Source organism: Streptomyces kronopolitis, assembly GCF_014646275.1.
In the GTDB taxonomy this organism is placed as follows: Bacteria; Actinomycetota; Actinomycetes; order Streptomycetales; family Streptomycetaceae; genus Streptomyces; species Streptomyces kronopolitis.
This window is the reverse complement of record NZ_BMND01000039.1, coordinates 24,265-41,778: the sequence shown is the minus strand read 5'-3', so window position 1 is coordinate 41,778 and position 17,514 is coordinate 24,265. Positions and strand designations below refer to the sequence as shown.

Sequence of the window (17,514 nt, the reverse complement as noted above, 5' to 3'; positions counted from 1 at the left end):
ACACAACAACCATGGCTATCTTCCTGACCAAGGAAAGCAAGGTCATCGTCCAGGGCATGACCGGTGCCACTGGCATGAAGCACACCAAGCTGATGCTCGGTGACGGCACCAACATCGTCGGCGGTGTGAACCCCCGCAAGGCCGGCACCAGCGTCGACTTCGACGGCACCGACGTGCCCGTCTTCGGCTCGGTCGCCGAGGCGATGGAGAAGACCGGCGCCGACGTGTCCGTGCTCTTCGTGCCGCCGGCCTTCGCCAAGGCCGCGGTCGTCGAGGCGATCGACGCCGAGATCCCGCTGGCCGTCGTGATCACCGAGGGCATCGCGGTGCACGACTCCGCCGCCTTCTGGGCGTACGCGAAGTCCAAGGGCAACAAGACCCGGATCATCGGCCCGAACTGCCCCGGCCTGATCACCCCCGGCCAGTCCAACGCCGGCATCATCCCGGGCGACATCACCAAGCCCGGCCGCATCGGTCTGGTGTCGAAGTCCGGCACGCTGACCTACCAGATGATGTACGAGCTGCGTGACATCGGCTTCTCCTCGGCCGTCGGCATCGGTGGCGACCCGGTCATCGGCACCACGCACATCGACGCGCTCGCCGCGTTCGAGGCCGACCCCGACACCGACCTGATCGTGATGATCGGTGAGATCGGCGGCGACGCCGAGGAGCGTGCGGCCGACTTCATCAAGGCCAACGTCTCCAAGCCGGTCGTCGGCTACGTCGCGGGCTTCACCGCGCCCGAGGGCAAGACCATGGGCCACGCCGGCGCCATCGTCTCCGGCTCCTCCGGCACCGCCCAGGCGAAGAAGGAGGCCCTGGAGGCCGCCGGCGTCAAGGTCGGCAAGACCCCGTCGGAGACCGCGCGGCTGGCCCGCGAGATCCTCGGCGGCTGATTGCGCCACCCGGCGGGTCCGCCGGATCGGAGCGACGCCCGCCCGGCGTCCGCCCCCGATCCCGCCGGACCCCCTCGCTCCGGTGACACCGCGCCGGCGCTGCGGAAGATCCTTCCGCCGCGCCGGCGCGGTGCGTTCGGGGCCCGTCGGTGCGGACGGGAGACCGAAGCAGGCCCCAACGACGGCCCCCACGGCAGCCCCTAACGGCTTTCCGGCATCAGCCGGGCCTGCCGGAGCCGCTTGCGCGCCGCTGCCGCGCTTCCGCCGCGGTGTGCGCTCCCGTGCCGGTGCGCGCCGTGGCGCCGGTGCGTACCGCCCGGCTCGCGGCGCGGACCGCCGGGCTCGTGCGCGCCCGTGGTGCGGGGTGCGCTCCCGTCCGGCTGCCGGGCCGGTGACACCGGGGCGTGCGGCGCGCTCGACAGCGAGCGGTCCGGCGGCGTGCGGTGATCCGGCGCCAGCACCATCGTCAGCAGCGTGACCAGCGCGAGCAGCCCGGTCAGCCCGAACACGGACCGGGTCGTCCGCTCGGCGCTGCGCTCGCTCCCGGACCGTACGTGCGCCGCGGCGGGCGGCGTCATCCGCTGCGCGGCCGTCAGCGCGGTGAGCCGGGTCCGCAGGATCTCGCCCTGCCGTGCCGGCGGCTGCCCGCCGAGCCCCAGCTCCGGCAGCCGCTCGGCGATCCGCTCGCGCGCATGGGCCAGCCGCCCGGCCGCGGCCGGGGTGCTCGCCTCGACCTCCGCCGCCGTCTCGCACAGCCCGAGCCCCACCCCGTCGTGCAGCACCAGCGTCCGCCGGTACGGCGCCGGCAGGCTCAGCAGCGCCGCCAGCAGCTCCGGGTCCGACGGCTCGGCCCGCCCGGTGTGCGGGTCCGGCGTACGGGCGCAGCGCAGCGCGGGGCACAGCCGGTGCCACGGCGTCAGCGCGTACTCGTAGACCTCGGCCCGCACCCACCCCGCCGGGTCCGGGTCCACCGCGACCCGCGGCCAGTGCTGCCAGGCCCGCCGGAACCCCCGCGCCACCGCCCGCTCCGCCACCCGTGGCCGGCCGGTGAGCAGGAACGCCTGCCGGGTCAGCGCGACGGCGTGCCGGGCGAGGAGTGCGTCGAAGGCGGCGGTGGCCTGGTCGTGCGGAGTCATACACAGCAGTGTGGAAAACCCGCTGAGCCATCTGCGGCGCGACACGTCGGGCAGGTCGCCAGTACATGGCTGAAACGCCTCTTGTTGGCAGCATGGCCGCGTGAGCCAGTTCACCGATCGTGGCCCCGCATTGTCCTCGCACGGCAGAACCGCCGCGCAGCGCTCCTCGGCGATCGGCGCGGCCTTCCTCGGCGGTGTGACGGCCGCCGGCCTCGGGCTCGGCGCGCTGACGGTCGCCGTCCTGCTGCTCTGGGTCGCCTCACCCGCACCCGACAGCGGCCCGTCCCGGGCCCTGCACCTCGCCGCCGATCTGTGGCTGTCGGCGCACGGCGGTGACCTGGTCCGCACCACCCGCTCCGGCATCCCGGCCCCGGTCGGGATCACCCCGCTGCTGCTCGTGGTGGTGCCGGTCCGGCTGCTGCACCGGGCCGCCCGCCATGCCCTGGCGACCGCGGCCGACGGCCGTCCGGAAGCGCCCGGCGACGACCCCGGCGCCACCGCGGTCGCGCCGCGCACCCTGCTCGGGGCGCTGCTCGCCGGCTATCTGTGCATCGCGGCCGGCGCGCTGCTCTACGCCTGCGCCGGAGAGCTGAGCGCCGAGCCGCTCAGCGCGCTGTTCTTCGTCCCGGCCACCGCGGTCGCCACGCTCGCCGCCACGGCCTGGCGCCTGCTGCGGCACCCCGGCGCCGATCTGCTGCCCGCGCGCGCCCTGCGGGCCTGCGCCCGGGTGCCGGACGGGCTGCGCACGCTCCTCGGCGGCTCCCGGTGCGCCGCCGCCGGCCGGGCCGCCGCCTTCGCCCTCGCCGCCCTGCTCGGCTCCGGCGTCCTGCTCACCCTCCTCGGGCTCGTCCTGCACGCGGACCGGGTGGGCGCGGACCTCCTCCACCTGGCGCCCGACTGGGCCGGCCGCGCCACGGTGCTGCTGCTGTGCCTGGTGCTGCTCCCCAACGCCGCCGTATGGGGCACCGCGTACGGCCTGGGGCCCGGCTTCACGGTCGGCGCGGGCAGCACGGTCGGCCCGCTGGGCACCTCGGCACATCCCGTACTGCCGCAGCTGCCGCTGCTCGGCGGGGTACCGGACGCCGGTCCGGGGGGCCCGCTGACCTGGGCGGTGGCGGTGCTGCCGCTGATCGCGGGGGCGCTGCTGGCCCGTTCGGTGGCCCGCGCCGCGCAGCCCCCGCCCGGCACCGACGACGCGCCCTGGTCCTGGTGGGCGACGGCCTGTGTGGCGGCCCTGGGCGCCGGCTTCTGCGGCGTCGCCATGGCCGTGCTCGCCGGCCTCTCCGGTGGCGCGCTGGGCACCGGCGCACTCGCCGCCTTCGGCCCGAGCTGGTGGCGCACGGGCCTCGCGGCGACGGCCTGGACCGCCGCCACGGGCATCCCGGGCGCGCTCGCCCTACGGGTCTGGCGACGGCACACGGGGCGGCGGGCGGACCGGGCGGACGGTGCGGAGCGGGCGGACGGCGCGGGGCGGGGCGAGCCGGAAGCAGCTGAGCGCCCGGAGGGGGCGACGGGCGCGAAGCCCGCCGCCCGCCTGACGGGATGGACGCATGGGAAGACTGCCGCGACGGTGAAGAGCGCCGCAGCCGTGAAGGCCGCCATGGCCGTGCAGAGCGCGGGCGCGACGAGCGCCGGTGAACGAGCCGCCACACCGGCCGGGACGAGCAGGGCCGGGGCGAGCAAGGCTGAGGCGAGCGACGACGAGGACCGGTCCGCGGAGAAGGCCGACGCCCCGGCGGGCACCGGCGGAGCCGTCGCCTGAGCCCACCCGCTCCCGCCGCTCCCGCCCGCTTCCGCTACTCCCGCGTGCTCAGCAGCGGGCGCAGCTCCTTGGGCAGCAGCTTCTCGCAGGACTTGCCGGACGACTGGGTCAGGGCGTCGTTCACGCAGGTGAAGTAGTCGCGGTAGACGATCTGCACGGTGAAGGTCGCGGCCACCATCATCAGCGCCAGCGAGGCGGTCACCAGGCCCGCGATCGCCGCCGTGACCTGCGGGCGGGTGCTGCCCTGGGCGGACGCGGCGCCGGGCTGTCCGGCCGGGGGAGTGGCGGGCGCGGGGCGGCCCTCCATGGCGGCGGTGGTCGCCTCGGCCGTGGCCTTCGAGGAGTCCGGCTTGGCGCGCAGGGAGCTGATCCCCCAGTAGAGCGCCAGCGCGGCCAGCAGAAGGGAGATCTCCGGCAGGCTGAACAGCACGCAGAAGAACGCCCACATGCCGGCGAGCAGGGCATAGCGCGCCCGGCGCTGGGCCGGGTCGGTGGGGTCCCAGCGCAGCCCGCCACCGGAGCCGCCCGAGCCGCCGGGGCCGCCGCTCTGCGGGCCGCCGCGGCTGCCCGGCCGGGTGCCGAAGCCGCCGTTCTGGCGGCCCGGCTGCCGCGGGCTCCACTGGCTGCCCCAGCTCGGCGCCGCGTCGTCCTTCGACGGCTCCCCGTTCTCGTCCCGGCCGTCCTGCCCGTCGGAGCCGGAGCCCGATCCGTGCGGGTCGGGGTGGCGGGGGCGCCACTCCTGGTCGGGGGCGTCCGCCGGGGGCGGCGCGAAGGGGTTGTCGCGGTCGGGCCCCGAGGAGTCCGGGGAGTCCGGGGAGGCGGACGACGGCTTGCCCTCACGCAGCAGCACCGTCCCGGGCGCGGTCGTGGGCCGGGGGTGCCACCCGGTGGTCGCTGCGGGAAGGGGCGGGAGGGCCGCGCGGCGGCGTCGGTCCGTCATCAGGTGTGCGTCTTCCCCTTGTCTCGTCCGTACGCGGGCCTTCGCGACCGGCGCCCGGTTACCACGAACTGCATGCAGTCTTACGCCTGACGCTACCTCCCGTGCCCGCCCCCGTCCCGTGGGGGCCGCGCGGTGTGCCGGTATCGTTGCTGACGGTCGGCGCCTTCGTAGGGTTCCCCGGATCTGCGGTACCCGCAGTCTTGTATGACCACACAAAGCACGCGAGATCGGAAAAGAGCCCCGCCGTGGCTTCCTCCCCAGCCCCCGCCCCGCCCGCCCGACCCGGCCGTCCGGCCCGCGTCGCCGTGCTCGTCTCGGGTTCCGGAACGAACCTCCAGGCGCTCCTGGACGCCATCGCCGAGCAGGGCGCCGAGGCCTACGGCGCCGAGATCGTGGCCGTCGGCGCCGACCGCGGCGCGATCGTCGGCCTGGAGCGCGCCGAGGCCGCGGGGCTGCCGACGTTCGTCTGCCGGATCAAGGACTACGGCAGCCGCGCGGAGTGGGACGCCGCCCTGACCGCGGCCACCGCCGCGTACGAGCCCGATCTGGTCGTCTCGGCCGGCTTCATGAAGATCCTGGGCAAGGAGTTCCTCGCCCGTTTCGGCGGCCGGACCGTCAACACCCACCCGGCGCTGCTGCCGAGTTTTCCCGGTGCCCACGGCGTGCGCGACGCGCTCGCGTACGGCGCGAAGGTCACCGGATGCACCGTCCACTTCGTCGACGACGGGGTCGACACCGGCCCGATCATCGCCCAGGGCGTGGTCGAGGTCCGGGAGGCGGACGAGGAATCCGCGCTGCATGAGCGCATCAAGGAAGTCGAGCGATCGCTGCTCGTCGAGGTCGTGGGGCAACTGGCCCGGCACGGCTACCGCATTGAGGGACGAAAGGTACGTATCTCGTGACCGCCACCGAAGGCACTCCGCGGCCCATCCACCCGCCCGTCACCCGCCACCACCCTCAATCGGGGTCCTTGCAGGCCCGCCCCATTCGTAGGGCTCTGGTCAGCGTCTACGACAAGTCCGGTCTGGAGGAGCTGGCGCAGGGGCTGCACGCGGCGGGCGTCCAGCTCGTGTCGACCGGGTCGACGGCCGGGAAGATCGCCGCGGCCGGGGTGCCGGTCACCAAGGTCGAGGAGCTGACGGGCTTCCCCGAGTGCCTCGACGGCCGGGTCAAGACCCTCCACCCGAAGGTGCACGCCGGCATCCTGGCCGACCTGCGCCTCGACGACCACCGCCGGCAGCTGGCCGACCTGGGGGTCGAGCCGTTCGACCTGGTGATCGTCAACCTCTACCCGTTCCGGGAGACCGTGGCCTCCGGCGCCACCCCCGACGAGTGCGTGGAGCAGATCGACATCGGCGGCCCCTCGATGGTCCGTGCCGCCGCCAAGAACCACCCGTCGGTCGCCGTCGTCGTCAACCCCGCCCGTTACGGCGAGGTCCTGGAGGCCGTCGAGGTCGGCGGCTTCGGGCTCGCCGATCGCCGGCGGCTGGCGGCGGAGGCCTTCCAGCACACCGCGGCGTACGACACTGCCGTCGCCTCCTGGTTCACCGACCGCTACGCCCCCGAGGACGCCTACAACGGCCTCCCGGAGTTCGTCGGCGAGACCCTGGAGCGCAAGGGCAGCCTGCGCTACGGCGAGAACCCGCACCAGGCCGCCGCGCTCTACACGGACGGCGAGCCGGGCGGCATCGCCAACGCCGAGCAGCTGCACGGCAAGGAGATGTCCTTCAACAACTACGTGGACACCGAGGCCGCGCGCCGTGCCGCCTTCGACCACGACGAGCCGTGCGTGGCGATCATCAAGCACGCCAACCCCTGCGGCATCGCGACCGGCCACGACATCGCCGAGGCCCACCGCAAGGCGCACGCCTGCGACCCGCTGTCCGCGTACGGCGGGGTGATCGCCGTGAACCGTCCGGTGACCATCGAGTTGGCCGAGCAGGTCGCGGAGATCTTCACCGAGGTCATCGCGGCCCCGGCGTACGAGGCCGGCGCGGTCGAGGTCCTCGCCAAGAAGAAGAACATCCGCGTGCTGAAGGTCGAGGGTCTGCCGACCCGGCCGGGCGATGTGAAGTTCCTCTCCGGCGGCGCGGTCATCCAGCACACCGATGTCTTCCAGGCGGCGGGCGACGACCCGGCGAACTGGACGCTGGCGAGCGGCGAGGCGCTGTCCGCCGACGAGCTGGCGGAGCTGTCCTTCGCCTGGCGGGCCTGCCGCGCGGTCAAGTCCAACGCGATCCTGCTCGCCAAGGACGGCGCCTCGGTCGGCGTCGGCATGGGCCAGGTCAACCGCGTCGACTCCGCGAAGCTGGCGGTCGAGCGGGCCGGCGAGGAGCGGGCGCGGGGCGCCTACGCCGCCTCGGACGCCTTCTTCCCGTTCCCCGACGGTCTGGAGATCCTGACCGCGGCCGGCGTCAAGGCCGTGGTCCAGCCGGGCGGTTCGGTCCGTGACGAGCAGGTCGTGGAGGCCGCCGCGAAGGCCGGCGTGACGATGTACTTCACCGGCACCCGGCACTTCTTCCACTGAGCCGTCGGGTCACCGAAGCCGAAGGGCCGCACCCCCGCGCGGGGTGCGGCCCTTCGCCGTGCGGTCGCGGCGGTCAGTAACGCGGCCGGCCGAACCAGGCGTTGCTCTCGTCCTTCGACATGAAGGCGATGACCAGGATGCCCAGGACGGTGTGCGCCAGCCCGAGCGGAAAGGTCATCAGGCTCACGAGGAGGGTGCCGACGCCGAAGATGATGGCGCCGGTCCGCACGCCCTTGCCGCCGTTGGCGCACTGCAGGGCCAGCGTGATCGCCACCGCCGAGAAGATCACGATCAGCACGATGGCGAAGATCAGGAAGCCCTTGCCGAAGTCCAGCATGGACATCGTGTCCGTGGTGGCGTACGGCGAGGTGTGGTGCGCGGCCTTGCTCACGCTGCCCAGGCCGATCACGGCGCCGACCAGGCCGATGAGGTTCAGTCCGGCGAGCACGAACATGAGCGCCCGCGCGATCTTGACCCCGCCGGGCATCGCCATCGGGTACTGCGGCTGCATGCCGGGCATCTGGCCGCCCGGATAGGGGCCGTACTGCGCGGGCTGCTGGGGGTAGCCGTAGCCGGGCTGCTGGCCCTGCGGGGGACCGTAGGGGTTCTGTGGGGGATAACTCACGAGCGTGTCCTTCAAGCGGCGTGAACGGGAGCGGCGAAGGCCCCGATCGCACGGTGGCGAGGGGGCCTTCACCGAGTGGTGCACCGGGACCGGGGTGACACCCCGCCCGTTACCGGGTCTTGACGACCACCTACTGGGTCTTGACGACCACCGAGCCGACGGCCTTGTCGGCGAAGGTCTGGGCCTTGTCGTCCCACAGCGGCCACAGCCAGCCGATGTAGCAGGCGATGCTGTCGAGGAAGTGGGCGAGGCGGCGGACGAAGGCCATGCCGAAGCCGAGCGGCTGCCCGGTGTCCTCGCGGACCAGGCGGATGCTCATGGCCTTCTTGCCCACGGTCTGGCCGGTATTGCCCTCCTTGACGAGCATGAAGATGCCCGCCGCCATGGCCGCCAGGCCGGCCAGCGCGATCAGCACGAAGACGATCGCCGGCGGTCCGGCCGAGGCGTCCATCCGGCACTGGGTGTCGTCGTAGGCGCAGGTGCTGACCTTGCTCACGGAGGACGCCGTGATACCGGCCGCGATGCCGTACAGGATGCCGGGCACCAGGCCCACGATCAGGCCGTCGATGAGCAGTGCGCACAGCCGCGCGCCCCAACTCGCGTACCCGGTCGGCATCCCCATGCCCGGCATGCCCGGCTGGCCGTAGGGCGGCTGCTGGGGGTAGCCGTAGCCCTGCTGCGGGGGAACGGGCTGCTGGGGGTAGCCGTACGGCTGCTGCTGCGGGGGCTGCTGGGGGTACCCGTAGCCGGGCTGTCCCTGGGGCGGGACGGGCGGCTGCTGACCGTACGGGCCCTGCGGCGCCTGCTGGCCGTAGGGGGCCTGCGGCGGCTGCTGGCCATAAGGGCCCTGCGGCGGCTGCTGGCCGTACGGGTTGTTCGGGTCACCGAAACTCATCTGCGGTTTTCCTCCGTTGGGTCCATGGGGACGGTGCAGCGTGACGTGGAGGAAATACAGGTTTCACTGGCGACCCCCCGACGATGCCTGCGGCACTGCGCGTCAATCCTTCTAGTTGCGCATTCACTCTGTCCAGTTCGGGTAGCTGTCCGTTGTCCAAGTGCAATGATCAATTCCGGCCACGGACGTCCCGGGGTGCCCTGATTGGAAGGTCACCGCCCTCATCCGGGACAATGGCGGCATGACTGCCCAGATTCTGGATGGCAAGGCCGCCGCGGCCGCCATCAAGTCCGAGCTCACCGTCCGTGTCGAGGCCCTGAAGGCCAAGGGCGTGCAGCCCGGCCTGGGCACCCTCCTGGTCGGCGACGACCCGGGCAGCCGCTGGTACGTCAACGGCAAGCACCGCGACTGCGCCCAGGTCGGCATCGCCTCGATCCAGCGCGAGCTGCCGGAGACCGCCACCCAGGAGGAGATCGAGGCGGTCGTCCGGGAGCTGAACGAGGACCCCGCCTGCACCGGCTACATCGTGCAACTCCCGCTCCCCAAGGGCATCGACGCGAACCGCGTCCTGGAGCTGATGGACCCGGCCAAGGACGCCGACGGGCTGCACCCGATGAGCCTGGGCCGGCTGGTGCTGGGCATCGAGGGCCCGCTGCCCTGCACCCCGTACGGCATCGTCCAGCTGCTGCGGCGGCACGAGGTCGAGATCAAGGGCGCGCACGTGGTCGTCGTCGGCCGCGGGATCACCATCGGCCGCCCGATGCCGCTGGTGCTGACCCGCAAGTCGGAGAACGCCACGGTGACCCAGTGCCACACCGGCACCCGTGATCTGTCCGCGCACCTCAAGCAGGCGGACATCATCGTCGCCGCGGCCGGTGTGCCGCACATCATCAAGCCCGAGGACGTCAAGCCCGGCGCGGCCGTCCTGGACGTCGGCGTCAGCCGCGACGAGGCGGGCAAGATCGTCGGCGATGTGCACCCGGGCGTGACCGAGGTGGCCGGCTGGGTCGCCCCCAACCCGGGCGGCGTCGGGCCCATGACCCGCGCCCAGCTGCTGGTCAACGTCGTCGAGGCCGCCGAGCGCGCGGCCGGCTGACGACGTCGGCACCCAGGACCTGAGACCCTGTCCTCGACAGACGGATCCGGACACCGGAAGGAACTGCCCGCCATGGCTGCCACAGCGCATTCGGAGGGGGCCTCCGAGCCGCAGCGCTCCTCGCGCCGCTTTCCGACGCTGACCCGCGACACCGCCCGCCCGGAGGGCGGCGGCCGGGCCGCCTCGGGCGGCTACCCCGCGCCCGCCCGGCAGTGGCCCCTGCTGAGCGTGATGGGCGGGGTCGCGGTCGGGCTGCTGCTGGTGGCACTCGGCGCGTTCCGCATCGGGTCGATCGTGATCGGGCTCTCGCTGCTGGGCGGCGCGGTGCTGCGGTGGGCGCTGCCGTCGGTGGGGATGCTGGCGGTGCGCTCCCGCTTCACGGACATGCTGACGTACGGGGTGCTCGGCTTCGTGATCGTGATGCTGTCGCTGATGGTGCAGCCCAAGCCGTGGATCCACATCCCGTTCCTGGACGACATCGTCCACTTCACCGTGCGCTGATCGCCCACGCCGCCGTGTGCCGGCGGCCCGGGGTCGCGCTGACAGCGGCCGGATCGCGATGACGGCGGCCCGTCGCCTCCTCCGGGAGGGGCGGGCCGCCGTCGCGTGATGGCGCGGAGGGAACGGTGAGTGCGGGGCGGAACGGTGAGTGCGGGCGGGCCGCTCCGGTAGCGCGCGCGGCGCCAGGACTGCACTTTTTTATCGAATCCTGACCGATTCTTGTTGGAATTCGCACGGAACTCGTAGGGCCTCGTCCGGAAATGCCACACTGCAGGGGCACGGAGTGTGCTCGGACCAGAGGCATTTGTCCGGATGCTCCCGTGCGCCCTCAAGCGGGGACCGCCGTCGTGACCGGGCGGCGGCCCGCGGGCAGCAAGGAGGCGGGCCGGGGGAGCCGCGCATTGGCACGTAAGCGGGGGGATAGGGGGAGGCAATGCCTCGCTGGAAGGCGCTGCCGGAAGAGCTCGATCCGCAGGTGCGGGAGTTCGCCGGGCAGTTGCGCAGGCTCATCGACCGCAGCGGGCTGAGCGTGGCCGCCGTCGCGGACAGTACGGGCTACAGCAAGACGTCCTGGGAGCGCTACCTCAACGGGCGGCTGCTGCCTCCGCTGCGCGCGGTGCTCGCCCTCGCCGAGCAGACCGGCGCCCACCCCTCGCACCTCACCACGCTCTGGGAGCTGGCCGAACGCGCCTGGAGCCGGGCGGAGATGCGCCAGGACGTCACCATGGAGGCGATCCGGGTGGCGCAGGCGCGCGCCGCGCTGGGGGAGTTGGACCCCGACCCGGCCGCGACGGACGCACCGTCCGAGAAGGCCGGGAAGGCCGCGAAAGCCGGGAAGGCAGGCAAGTCCGGGACCCCCGAGGCCCCCGCGCCCCACCCCGGCACCGCCCCGCTGTCGCAGGTGCCCTCCAGTACGGACTTCCCCGGCTGGGAGGCGGTGGCCCCGGCCCCGCAACCGGCGCCCGCCGAGGGCAGGTCCGGCCGCCGCTACCGGACCCCGATGATCCTGGTCGGCGCGGCCGGCGCGGTGCTGGTGGCCGTCGCCGGTGTCCTGCTGCTGAACCCCGGCGCCGCGCCGGCCAAGAAGGAAGCGGTGGCCCGGACGGCCCCGGCCCCCGCGCCGAGCGTGGAGCCGGCGCTGCCCAACGGGGTGCGCTGCACCGGCGACGGCTGTGTGGGCAAGGACCCCGAGGCGATGGGGTGCGGCGGGCAGCACGCCACCACGCCGTCCCGCGGGCTTGCGGGCCGCACCCTGATCGAGGTCCGCTACAGCTCCGTCTGCCACACCGCCTGGGCCCGGATCAGCCGTGCCGCGCGAGGAGATCAAGCCACCATCAGCGCCGGCGGCCACCGTGCCACGGCGCGCGCCGAGCGGGCCGGTGACGCCTACACGCCGATGGTCTCGGTGTCCGGGGACCCGGCAAAGGTCGCGGCCTGCGGGACCACCGTCGCGGGCCTGAAGGGCTGCTCACAGCCCCTTCCGACGACGGCGGCCGGTGCCGTGGGCCCCTCCGGCGCACCCTCCAGGACGCCCCGGTAGGCCACCGGCCGACGGGGCCGCGGCGCCCTCCCGGACGGGCTCACACCGCCCGCGGAGGATGTCCGAAAGACGGGAGGCATGCCCTCCGGGATCCCGGGCAAGCGACGGATAACCCCCCCACGGGTGTGGCACAACTGGGCGGCCGCCCGCACTCCCCCCTCCATAGGCGGGCGGCCGCCGCCCCTTCGGGGCAATGTCTCGCAGCGCTCCCCGCACAGTCGGGCACGGGCCGCCGTACGCACTCCGCCGGGCACCCGGTGAGGTGTTCCACACCGGCCCGGCACCGGGGGCGGGCGGGGGTCCGATAGCCTGACGGCCGGGTCTCTCGATACCAAGAGACCTCGATAGCTGGGCAGGGACACCCACCGCCACCCATGGTGGTCCAGGGGCTTGCCCCCGGAAAACACCGCGCAGGAGATCGCCATGACCCGCACTCCCGTCAATGTGACCGTGACCGGCGCCGCCGGCCAGATCGGTTACGCACTCCTCTTCCGCATCGCTTCCGGACACCTCCTCGGCGCGGACGTGCCGGTCAAGCTGCGCCTGCTGGAGATCCCGCAGGGCCTGAAGGCCGCCGAGGGCACCGCGATGGAGCTCGACGACTGCGCCTTCCCGCTGCTGCAGGGCATCGACATCTCGGACGACCCGAACGAGGCCTTCAACGGCGCGAACGTCGCCCTGCTCGTCGGCGCCCGCCCCCGCACCAAGGGCATGGAGCGCGGCGACCTCCTGGAGGCCAACGGCGGCATCTTCAAGCCGCAGGGCAAGGCCATCAACGACCACGCCGCGGACGACATCAAGGTCCTGGTCGTCGGCAACCCGGCCAACACCAACGCCCTGATCGCCCAGGCCGCCGCGCCGGACGTACCCGCCGAGCGCTTCACCGCGATGACGCGTCTGGACCACAACCGCGCGCTCTCGCAGCTCTCGAAGAAGACCGGCACCCCGGTGTCCGAGATCCAGAAGCTGACGATCTGGGGCAACCACTCGGCCACCCAGTACCCCGACATCTTCCACGCCACGGTCGCCGGCAAGAACGCCGCCGAGACCGTCAACGACGAGAAGTGGCTGGCCGAGGACTTCATCCCGACCGTCGCCAAGCGCGGTGCGGCGATCATCGAGGCCCGTGGCGCGTCCTCGGCCGCCTCCGCCGCCAACGCCGCCATCGACCACGTCCACACCTGGGTCAACGGCACCGCCGCCGGCGACTGGACCTCGATGGGCATCCCCTCGGACGGCTCCTACGGCGTCCCGGAGGGCCTGATCTCCTCGTTCCCCGTCACCACCAAGGACGGCGCGTACGAGATCGTCCAGGGCCTGGAGATCAACGACTTCTCGCGTGCGCGCATCGACGCGTCGGTCAAGGAGCTGACGGAGGAGCGCGAGGCCGTCCGCGGTCTCGGCCTCCTCGGCTGACCCACCGCCGCGGCCGCCCCGCGCGCGGGGCGGCACCGCAGCACCGACGAGCCCGCACGGTCCACAACGGCCGTGCGGGCTCGGTCATATGGACCCGGTCATACGGACCCGGTCACAGGGGCCCGGCCATGGGGACCCGGTCATACGGGCCGGTCAGTCACCGCCCGACGCCACGGACAGGCGCGCGCCCCGGCTGTCGGCGACGCGCAGCACGTTGCCGAAGGCCTGCGTGGTGGCCCGCAGCGCCAGCCGCAGCGCGTGTTCCCCCGCCTTGACGTCGTCCAGCACGGCCACCGCGCCCTTGAGGACATCGGCGCCGTCGCACAGCTGCTCCGCCTCGATCTCGTCGGCCAGCCGGGCCAGCACCCCGTCGGCGCCGTCCGCCGACAGGAAGCACGGCTTCCCGCCCTCGCCCTCCCACGGCAGCAGGCGCAGCCCGGGCCACAGGGGAGCGGCATCCCGGTCGTAACTCATCACGCGCCCGCCTCCGCTCCGTGCGGCCGCTCCCGCAGGCGCGGCGGCCGTGCGGCGAACCGGGCGATACCTTTGTTCATGCTCATTGACTCCGAGAAGTTGGTGGCCACGCCCCCGGACGGCTGATCCCCGTCGCGGGGGTATTGCGTGGGAAGACGGCACGGTCGGCCGAATAACCCCTTACGTTGGGTGTGTTCAGCGTTGCGCCCCGTAGCGCGAGTCGCAACGACGGACGCGTGACACTCACCATCTGGCACAAAGGGGGATGCGGTGAGCCGACGACGACGCACCACCGCGAGTGGACCGGCCGCCACCAACGCCGCCGTGTTCGGGGAGGTGCTGAAGCACTTCCGGGAGGCGTCGGGCCTCACGCAGGAGGCGCTGGCGCTCAAGATCCCGTGCGACCGCTCCCAGGTGGCCCGCGTCGAGGCGGGCACGCGCGTCCCGGGGGAGACGTTCGCCAAGCAGTGCGACGAGATCCTGCGCACGGGCGGAGTGCTGGAGCGGTTGTGGGGGCGGATCGACTGGTATCCGGAGGTGCAGCATCCGGACTGGTTCGAGCGTCGGGCGAAGATGGACGCCGAGGCGGTGGCGCTGCGGGAGTATCAAGCGCAAGTGATGCCTGGACTGTTGCAGTCAAAAGACTACGCGTGGGGGCTGTTCTCCGACCTCGCGAGCAGCGAGAGGGCGGAAGAGCGCGTCAGGGCACGACTCAGCCGACAGGGGCGCTTCCTTGATGATGGCGGCCCCCTGTATGTCGCTGTCCTGGATGAGAGCTGCCTACGCAACGTGGTGGGGAGTGCGGCTGTCATGCGCGGTCAGTGCGCACACCTGCTGGACGTGGGCCGACGACCCAACATCCGTATCCAGGTCGCCCCGGCCCATCGTCCTGAACTCATCCGGCCCAAAACCTCGATGACGCTGATCACCCTGCCGAAGGGAGAGCAGTGGGTCTACTCGGAGTCGCTGGACAGTGGGCATTTCAACGACGATCCAGCTGTCTTCGCCCGCCACAGTCAGACCTATGATGTGCTCAGGGCGGACGCTCTGTCAGCCCACGAGTCCGCTGCTCTGATCAGCGACGTCATGGAGGGGTACGAGCAGCATGAACAGGCCCGAACTCAGCGCGGCGACCTGGACCAAGAGCAGCTACAGCGGCGACAACGGCGGCGACTGCATCGAAGTGGCGCTCAACTGGATGAAGAGCAGCTACAGCGATCGCGACGGCGGCAACTGCATCGAAGTGGCCCCCGGTATCCCCGACTCCGTCCCCGTCCGTGACAGCAAGGACCCGAACGGCCCGGTGCTGGTCTTCCCGACGGGCGGCTGGTCGTCGTTCGTCGGCGCCGTCAAGAACGGGGAGTTCCCCTCGGGCGTCTGACCCGCGTCGCGACCTTGGGTTATCGCGCTGACACGGAGTGCTCGGCTCCCCTATGCTGCGGCTCGTACCGCCCCGCGTCCGGCCGCCTCATGCGTGTGCCAACGAGGCCGCGGGGGCGGTCAGTTGGGATTCGGGGGAGGACCATGACTCGGACGGATGTGCCTGCGCAGCCCGGTGAACCCGGCGGTCCGCAGGGGTTACGGAAGACGCCCGCGAGCCCGCCGCCCCCGCCGCCGCTGCTGCCCACCCCGCCGGGAGCCAGCGAGGCCACCCGCCTGCTGTGCGCCGGCACCTACTTGGACGACAGCTTCCGCAACGCGGTCATCGACGAGCTGTACGTCCACGAGCAGCGGTTCGCTGCGCCCTCCCTCGGCATCGACGCGGCCCGGGTCCTGGCCCACGCGCTGCGGGCCCGGCGGCTCGAACTGGGCTGGGCGGCGGCGATCCTGGGCGTGTGGATCATGGCGATCCCGCTGTCCTTCGGCCTCGCGCTGCTCTACCTCCTCCCCGTCCTCCTCATGGCGCTGGGCCGCGCCGTGCGCAGGGCGCCCGTCCCGCCGTGGGTGGCCCGCACCCTCGCGTTCGGCCTGCGCTGGTACGGCCGGCTGGGGCTGACCGTCCTGTGGCTGTCGCTGCTGGTGACGGCGTGCGGCGGCACGATCGGCATCATGGGCACGGGCTGGCCGCTGACCGCGCTGCTCCCGGACGGGATGGGCGGCCTGACGAGCGACTCGTCCGGCCTCGGGAACGACGTCGCGCTGGTCGGCACCGTCGCCGTGCTGGGGCTGTGGGTCGCGGTGCTGCTGCCGCTGATGCTGGCCCTGCTGGTCGCCCTGCAGCGCGGGCAGTTCGCCCGGGCGCTGGCCCGCGAACTGTCCAGGGAGCGCTTCCCCGACGTGATGTCCGACCCCGCCGAGCGGGCCGAGGGCTACCGCTTCCAGCGGCTGCGGGAGCGGGTGCGCATCGAGCAGCACGGGCCGCTGGTGATGTACCGGGCCGCCGATCCGTTCTGCGGCGCCGGGCAGGCCTACCGGACCTGGTCGCTGTCCGTGGAGCTGAACCCCCGCACCGACCGCACGCCCGAACCGCTGGACAACAGCGCCATCCTGGCCCGGATCGTCCCGCTGGTGGAGGCGCTGCGGGTGCCGTCGCCGCACGGTTCGCCGGAGGTGGCGGCCGCGGTGCGCGACCGGCTGCGCGCGCTGGAGATCGACGAGTGCGTCTACCTGCCGGCCGAGGGGCTGCCGAACCGGGCGGCCGCGCCGTACGCACCCGAGGCGTTCGAGGCGCACCGGCGGGACGCGGTGGAGGAGGGCGGCGAGACCCGTCGGCACTTCCTGCGGATCCGGGTCGGCGGCTGGAACGAGGGCATCGTCACCACGGTGTTCGTGCGGGTGCACACCCAGGGCGGGATGCTGATGATGGAGGTCGCGCCGCATGTGCTGTGGCCGCTGCGGCAGCTCTTCCAGGACGCCGACCGGCTCGCCCACCAGTACCGGCACCACCACCACTTCGGCAAGGCGGTGTGGGCGGTGACCCGCACGCCCCGGTCGGCCGGGGACGCCGCGCTCACGCTGGTCCGGGGCCTGGTGTCGGCCTGGCGGCTGGCCACCGCCGGGCACGGCGCGGCGCTGCCCGAGGGCCCCGGCGCGGCCGTGCGCGAGCTGGGCTCCTTCGGGGACTCCTCGCTCTTCCAGGACATGGACGTGGCCCGCTATCTGAAGACCGTGCAGCAGCGGGTGGCGGCCGGGGTGACCACGGCGCTGCGCGAAGCGGGCTACCAGACCGACGAGTTCGAGCGGCGGGTGGTGCACGTCGCCGAGGGCGGCGTCTACGTCGAGTCCGCGCAGGGCGCCGTCGGCATCGGCGACCACAACACGATCACCCAGCAGGGCCCCACCGGACAGGGCCCCACCGGACAGGACTCCGCGGAGAAGGGAAGTGGCCAGCGTGGCAACGGCTGATGAGCGCGGCGACGGCATCCACATCGGCAGCGTCCGGGGTGCCTTCGCCATCGGGAATTACAACACCGTGACCCATCACGAGGGCGGCTCCACTCCCGCGATGGACCCGGCGCAGGAGGAGTTGCTGCGCGCGGTGCGGGCGCTGCGCGACGACCTGGCCCGGGCGGTGCAGAGCCCGCAGGTCACGGCGCTGAGCGGGGAACTCGCCGAGACCGAGACGGAGATCGCGGACACCGGTGCGGCCGGGCCCGGGCGGGTGGCGCGGCTGCGTACCGCGCTGGCCGACGCCGGGGGCGTGGTGGGCCTGCTGGCCTCCGGCGCGGCGGTCGTCCAGGCGGTCGCGGCCCTGGTGGGAGGCTGA

At 73.1% G+C, this 17,514-nt stretch carries 17 protein-coding genes; 12 read left to right on the top strand and 5 right to left on the bottom strand.

Annotation, left to right across the window (positions count from 1 at the left end):
• Positions 1–11 precede the first annotated feature (11 nt).
• Positions 12–896, top strand: coding sequence for a succinate--CoA ligase subunit alpha (gene sucD, locus IEY78_RS29085; RefSeq protein ID WP_006603733.1), 885 nt, complete (start codon positions 12–14; stop codon positions 894–896).
• Between the two features lie 200 nt (positions 897–1,096).
• On the opposite strand, the gene IEY78_RS29080 is transcribed toward sucD, so the two are convergent.
• Positions 1,097–2,032 (bottom strand): RNA polymerase sigma factor, encoded by a 936-nt coding sequence (locus IEY78_RS29080; protein ID WP_189103293.1) that lies wholly within the window; start codon positions 2,030–2,032, stop codon positions 1,097–1,099.
• Between the two features lie 100 nt (positions 2,033–2,132).
• Here IEY78_RS29080 and IEY78_RS29075 point away from each other — a divergent pair, with 100 nt between their 5' ends.
• Positions 2,133–3,794: a cell division protein PerM gene (locus IEY78_RS29075; protein WP_189103291.1), complete on the top strand. Its 1,662-nt coding sequence runs from the start codon at positions 2,133–2,135 to the stop codon at positions 3,792–3,794.
• A 34-nt stretch (positions 3,795–3,828) separates the two neighbouring features.
• Here the strand turns inward: IEY78_RS29075 and IEY78_RS29070 are convergent, their stop codons facing one another.
• Positions 3,829–4,734: a hypothetical protein gene (locus IEY78_RS29070; RefSeq protein ID WP_189103289.1), complete on the bottom strand. Its 906-nt coding sequence runs from the start codon at positions 4,732–4,734 to the stop codon at positions 3,829–3,831.
• A 245-nt stretch (positions 4,735–4,979) separates the two neighbouring features.
• On the opposite strand from IEY78_RS29070, the gene purN reads away from it, so the two are divergent.
• Complete coding sequence (gene purN, locus IEY78_RS29065; RefSeq protein ID WP_189103287.1) at positions 4,980–5,636, top strand: phosphoribosylglycinamide formyltransferase; 657 nt, start codon at positions 4,980–4,982, stop codon at positions 5,634–5,636.
• Positions 5,637–5,662: 26 nt separating this feature from the next.
• Entirely contained in the window at positions 5,663–7,261 is a 1,599-nt protein-coding gene (gene purH / locus IEY78_RS29060) for a bifunctional phosphoribosylaminoimidazolecarboxamide formyltransferase/IMP cyclohydrolase (RefSeq protein WP_373294266.1), read from the top strand.
• 73 nt (positions 7,262–7,334) lie between these two features.
• On the opposite strand, the gene IEY78_RS29055 is transcribed toward purH, so the two are convergent.
• Both IEY78_RS29055 and IEY78_RS29050 read right to left on the bottom strand, forming a co-directional pair.
• Entirely contained in the window at positions 7,335–7,886 is a 552-nt protein-coding gene (locus IEY78_RS29055; RefSeq protein ID WP_189103285.1) for a hypothetical protein, read from the bottom strand.
• 130 nt (positions 7,887–8,016) lie between these two features.
• Entirely contained in the window at positions 8,017–8,781 is a 765-nt protein-coding gene (locus IEY78_RS29050) for an RDD family protein (protein ID WP_189103283.1), read from the bottom strand.
• 241 nt (positions 8,782–9,022) lie between these two features.
• Here IEY78_RS29050 and IEY78_RS29045 point away from each other — a divergent pair, with 241 nt between their 5' ends.
• From IEY78_RS29045 to IEY78_RS29030, 4 genes are all read left to right on the top strand, one after another.
• Positions 9,023–9,877 carry a bifunctional methylenetetrahydrofolate dehydrogenase/methenyltetrahydrofolate cyclohydrolase gene (locus IEY78_RS29045; RefSeq protein WP_189103281.1) on the top strand — a complete coding sequence of 285 codons (855 nt, stop codon included), beginning with the start codon at positions 9,023–9,025 and terminating at the stop codon, positions 9,875–9,877.
• Between the two features lie 72 nt (positions 9,878–9,949).
• A complete protein-coding gene (locus tag IEY78_RS29040; protein WP_189103279.1) occupies positions 9,950–10,378 on the top strand; it encodes a DUF3017 domain-containing protein in 429 nt (142 codons plus the stop codon).
• Between the two features lie 433 nt (positions 10,379–10,811).
• Positions 10,812–11,918, top strand: coding sequence for a helix-turn-helix domain-containing protein (locus IEY78_RS29035; protein ID WP_189103278.1), 1,107 nt, complete (start codon positions 10,812–10,814; stop codon positions 11,916–11,918).
• A 423-nt stretch (positions 11,919–12,341) separates the two neighbouring features.
• A complete protein-coding gene (locus IEY78_RS29030; protein WP_189103276.1) occupies positions 12,342–13,334 on the top strand; it encodes a malate dehydrogenase in 993 nt (330 codons plus the stop codon).
• Positions 13,335–13,487: 153 nt separating this feature from the next.
• Here the strand turns inward: IEY78_RS29030 and IEY78_RS29025 are convergent, their stop codons facing one another.
• Positions 13,488–13,808: a hypothetical protein gene (locus IEY78_RS29025; RefSeq protein WP_189103274.1), complete on the bottom strand. Its 321-nt coding sequence runs from the start codon at positions 13,806–13,808 to the stop codon at positions 13,488–13,490.
• Positions 13,809–14,132: 324 nt separating this feature from the next.
• Here IEY78_RS29025 and IEY78_RS29020 point away from each other — a divergent pair, with 324 nt between their 5' ends.
• The 4 genes from IEY78_RS29020 to IEY78_RS29005 all read left to right on the top strand — a co-directional run bounded on the left by IEY78_RS29020 (position 14,133) and on the right by IEY78_RS29005 (position 17,514).
• Complete coding sequence (locus IEY78_RS29020) at positions 14,133–15,089, top strand: helix-turn-helix domain-containing protein (protein ID WP_189103307.1); 957 nt, start codon at positions 14,133–14,135, stop codon at positions 15,087–15,089.
• A complete protein-coding gene (locus IEY78_RS35050; RefSeq protein ID WP_189103272.1) occupies positions 15,052–15,189 on the top strand; it encodes a DUF397 domain-containing protein in 138 nt (45 codons plus the stop codon). Before IEY78_RS29020 ends, IEY78_RS35050 begins: the two co-directional genes overlap by 38 nt.
• Positions 15,190–15,332: 143 nt before the next feature.
• A complete protein-coding gene (locus IEY78_RS29010) occupies positions 15,333–17,153 on the top strand; it encodes an AbeC-like domain-containing protein (protein WP_189103270.1) in 1,821 nt (606 codons plus the stop codon).
• Positions 17,140–17,514, top strand: a complete 375-nt coding sequence (locus tag IEY78_RS29005) for a hypothetical protein (protein WP_189103268.1) — start codon at positions 17,140–17,142, stop codon at positions 17,512–17,514. Before IEY78_RS29010 ends, IEY78_RS29005 begins: the two co-directional genes overlap by 14 nt.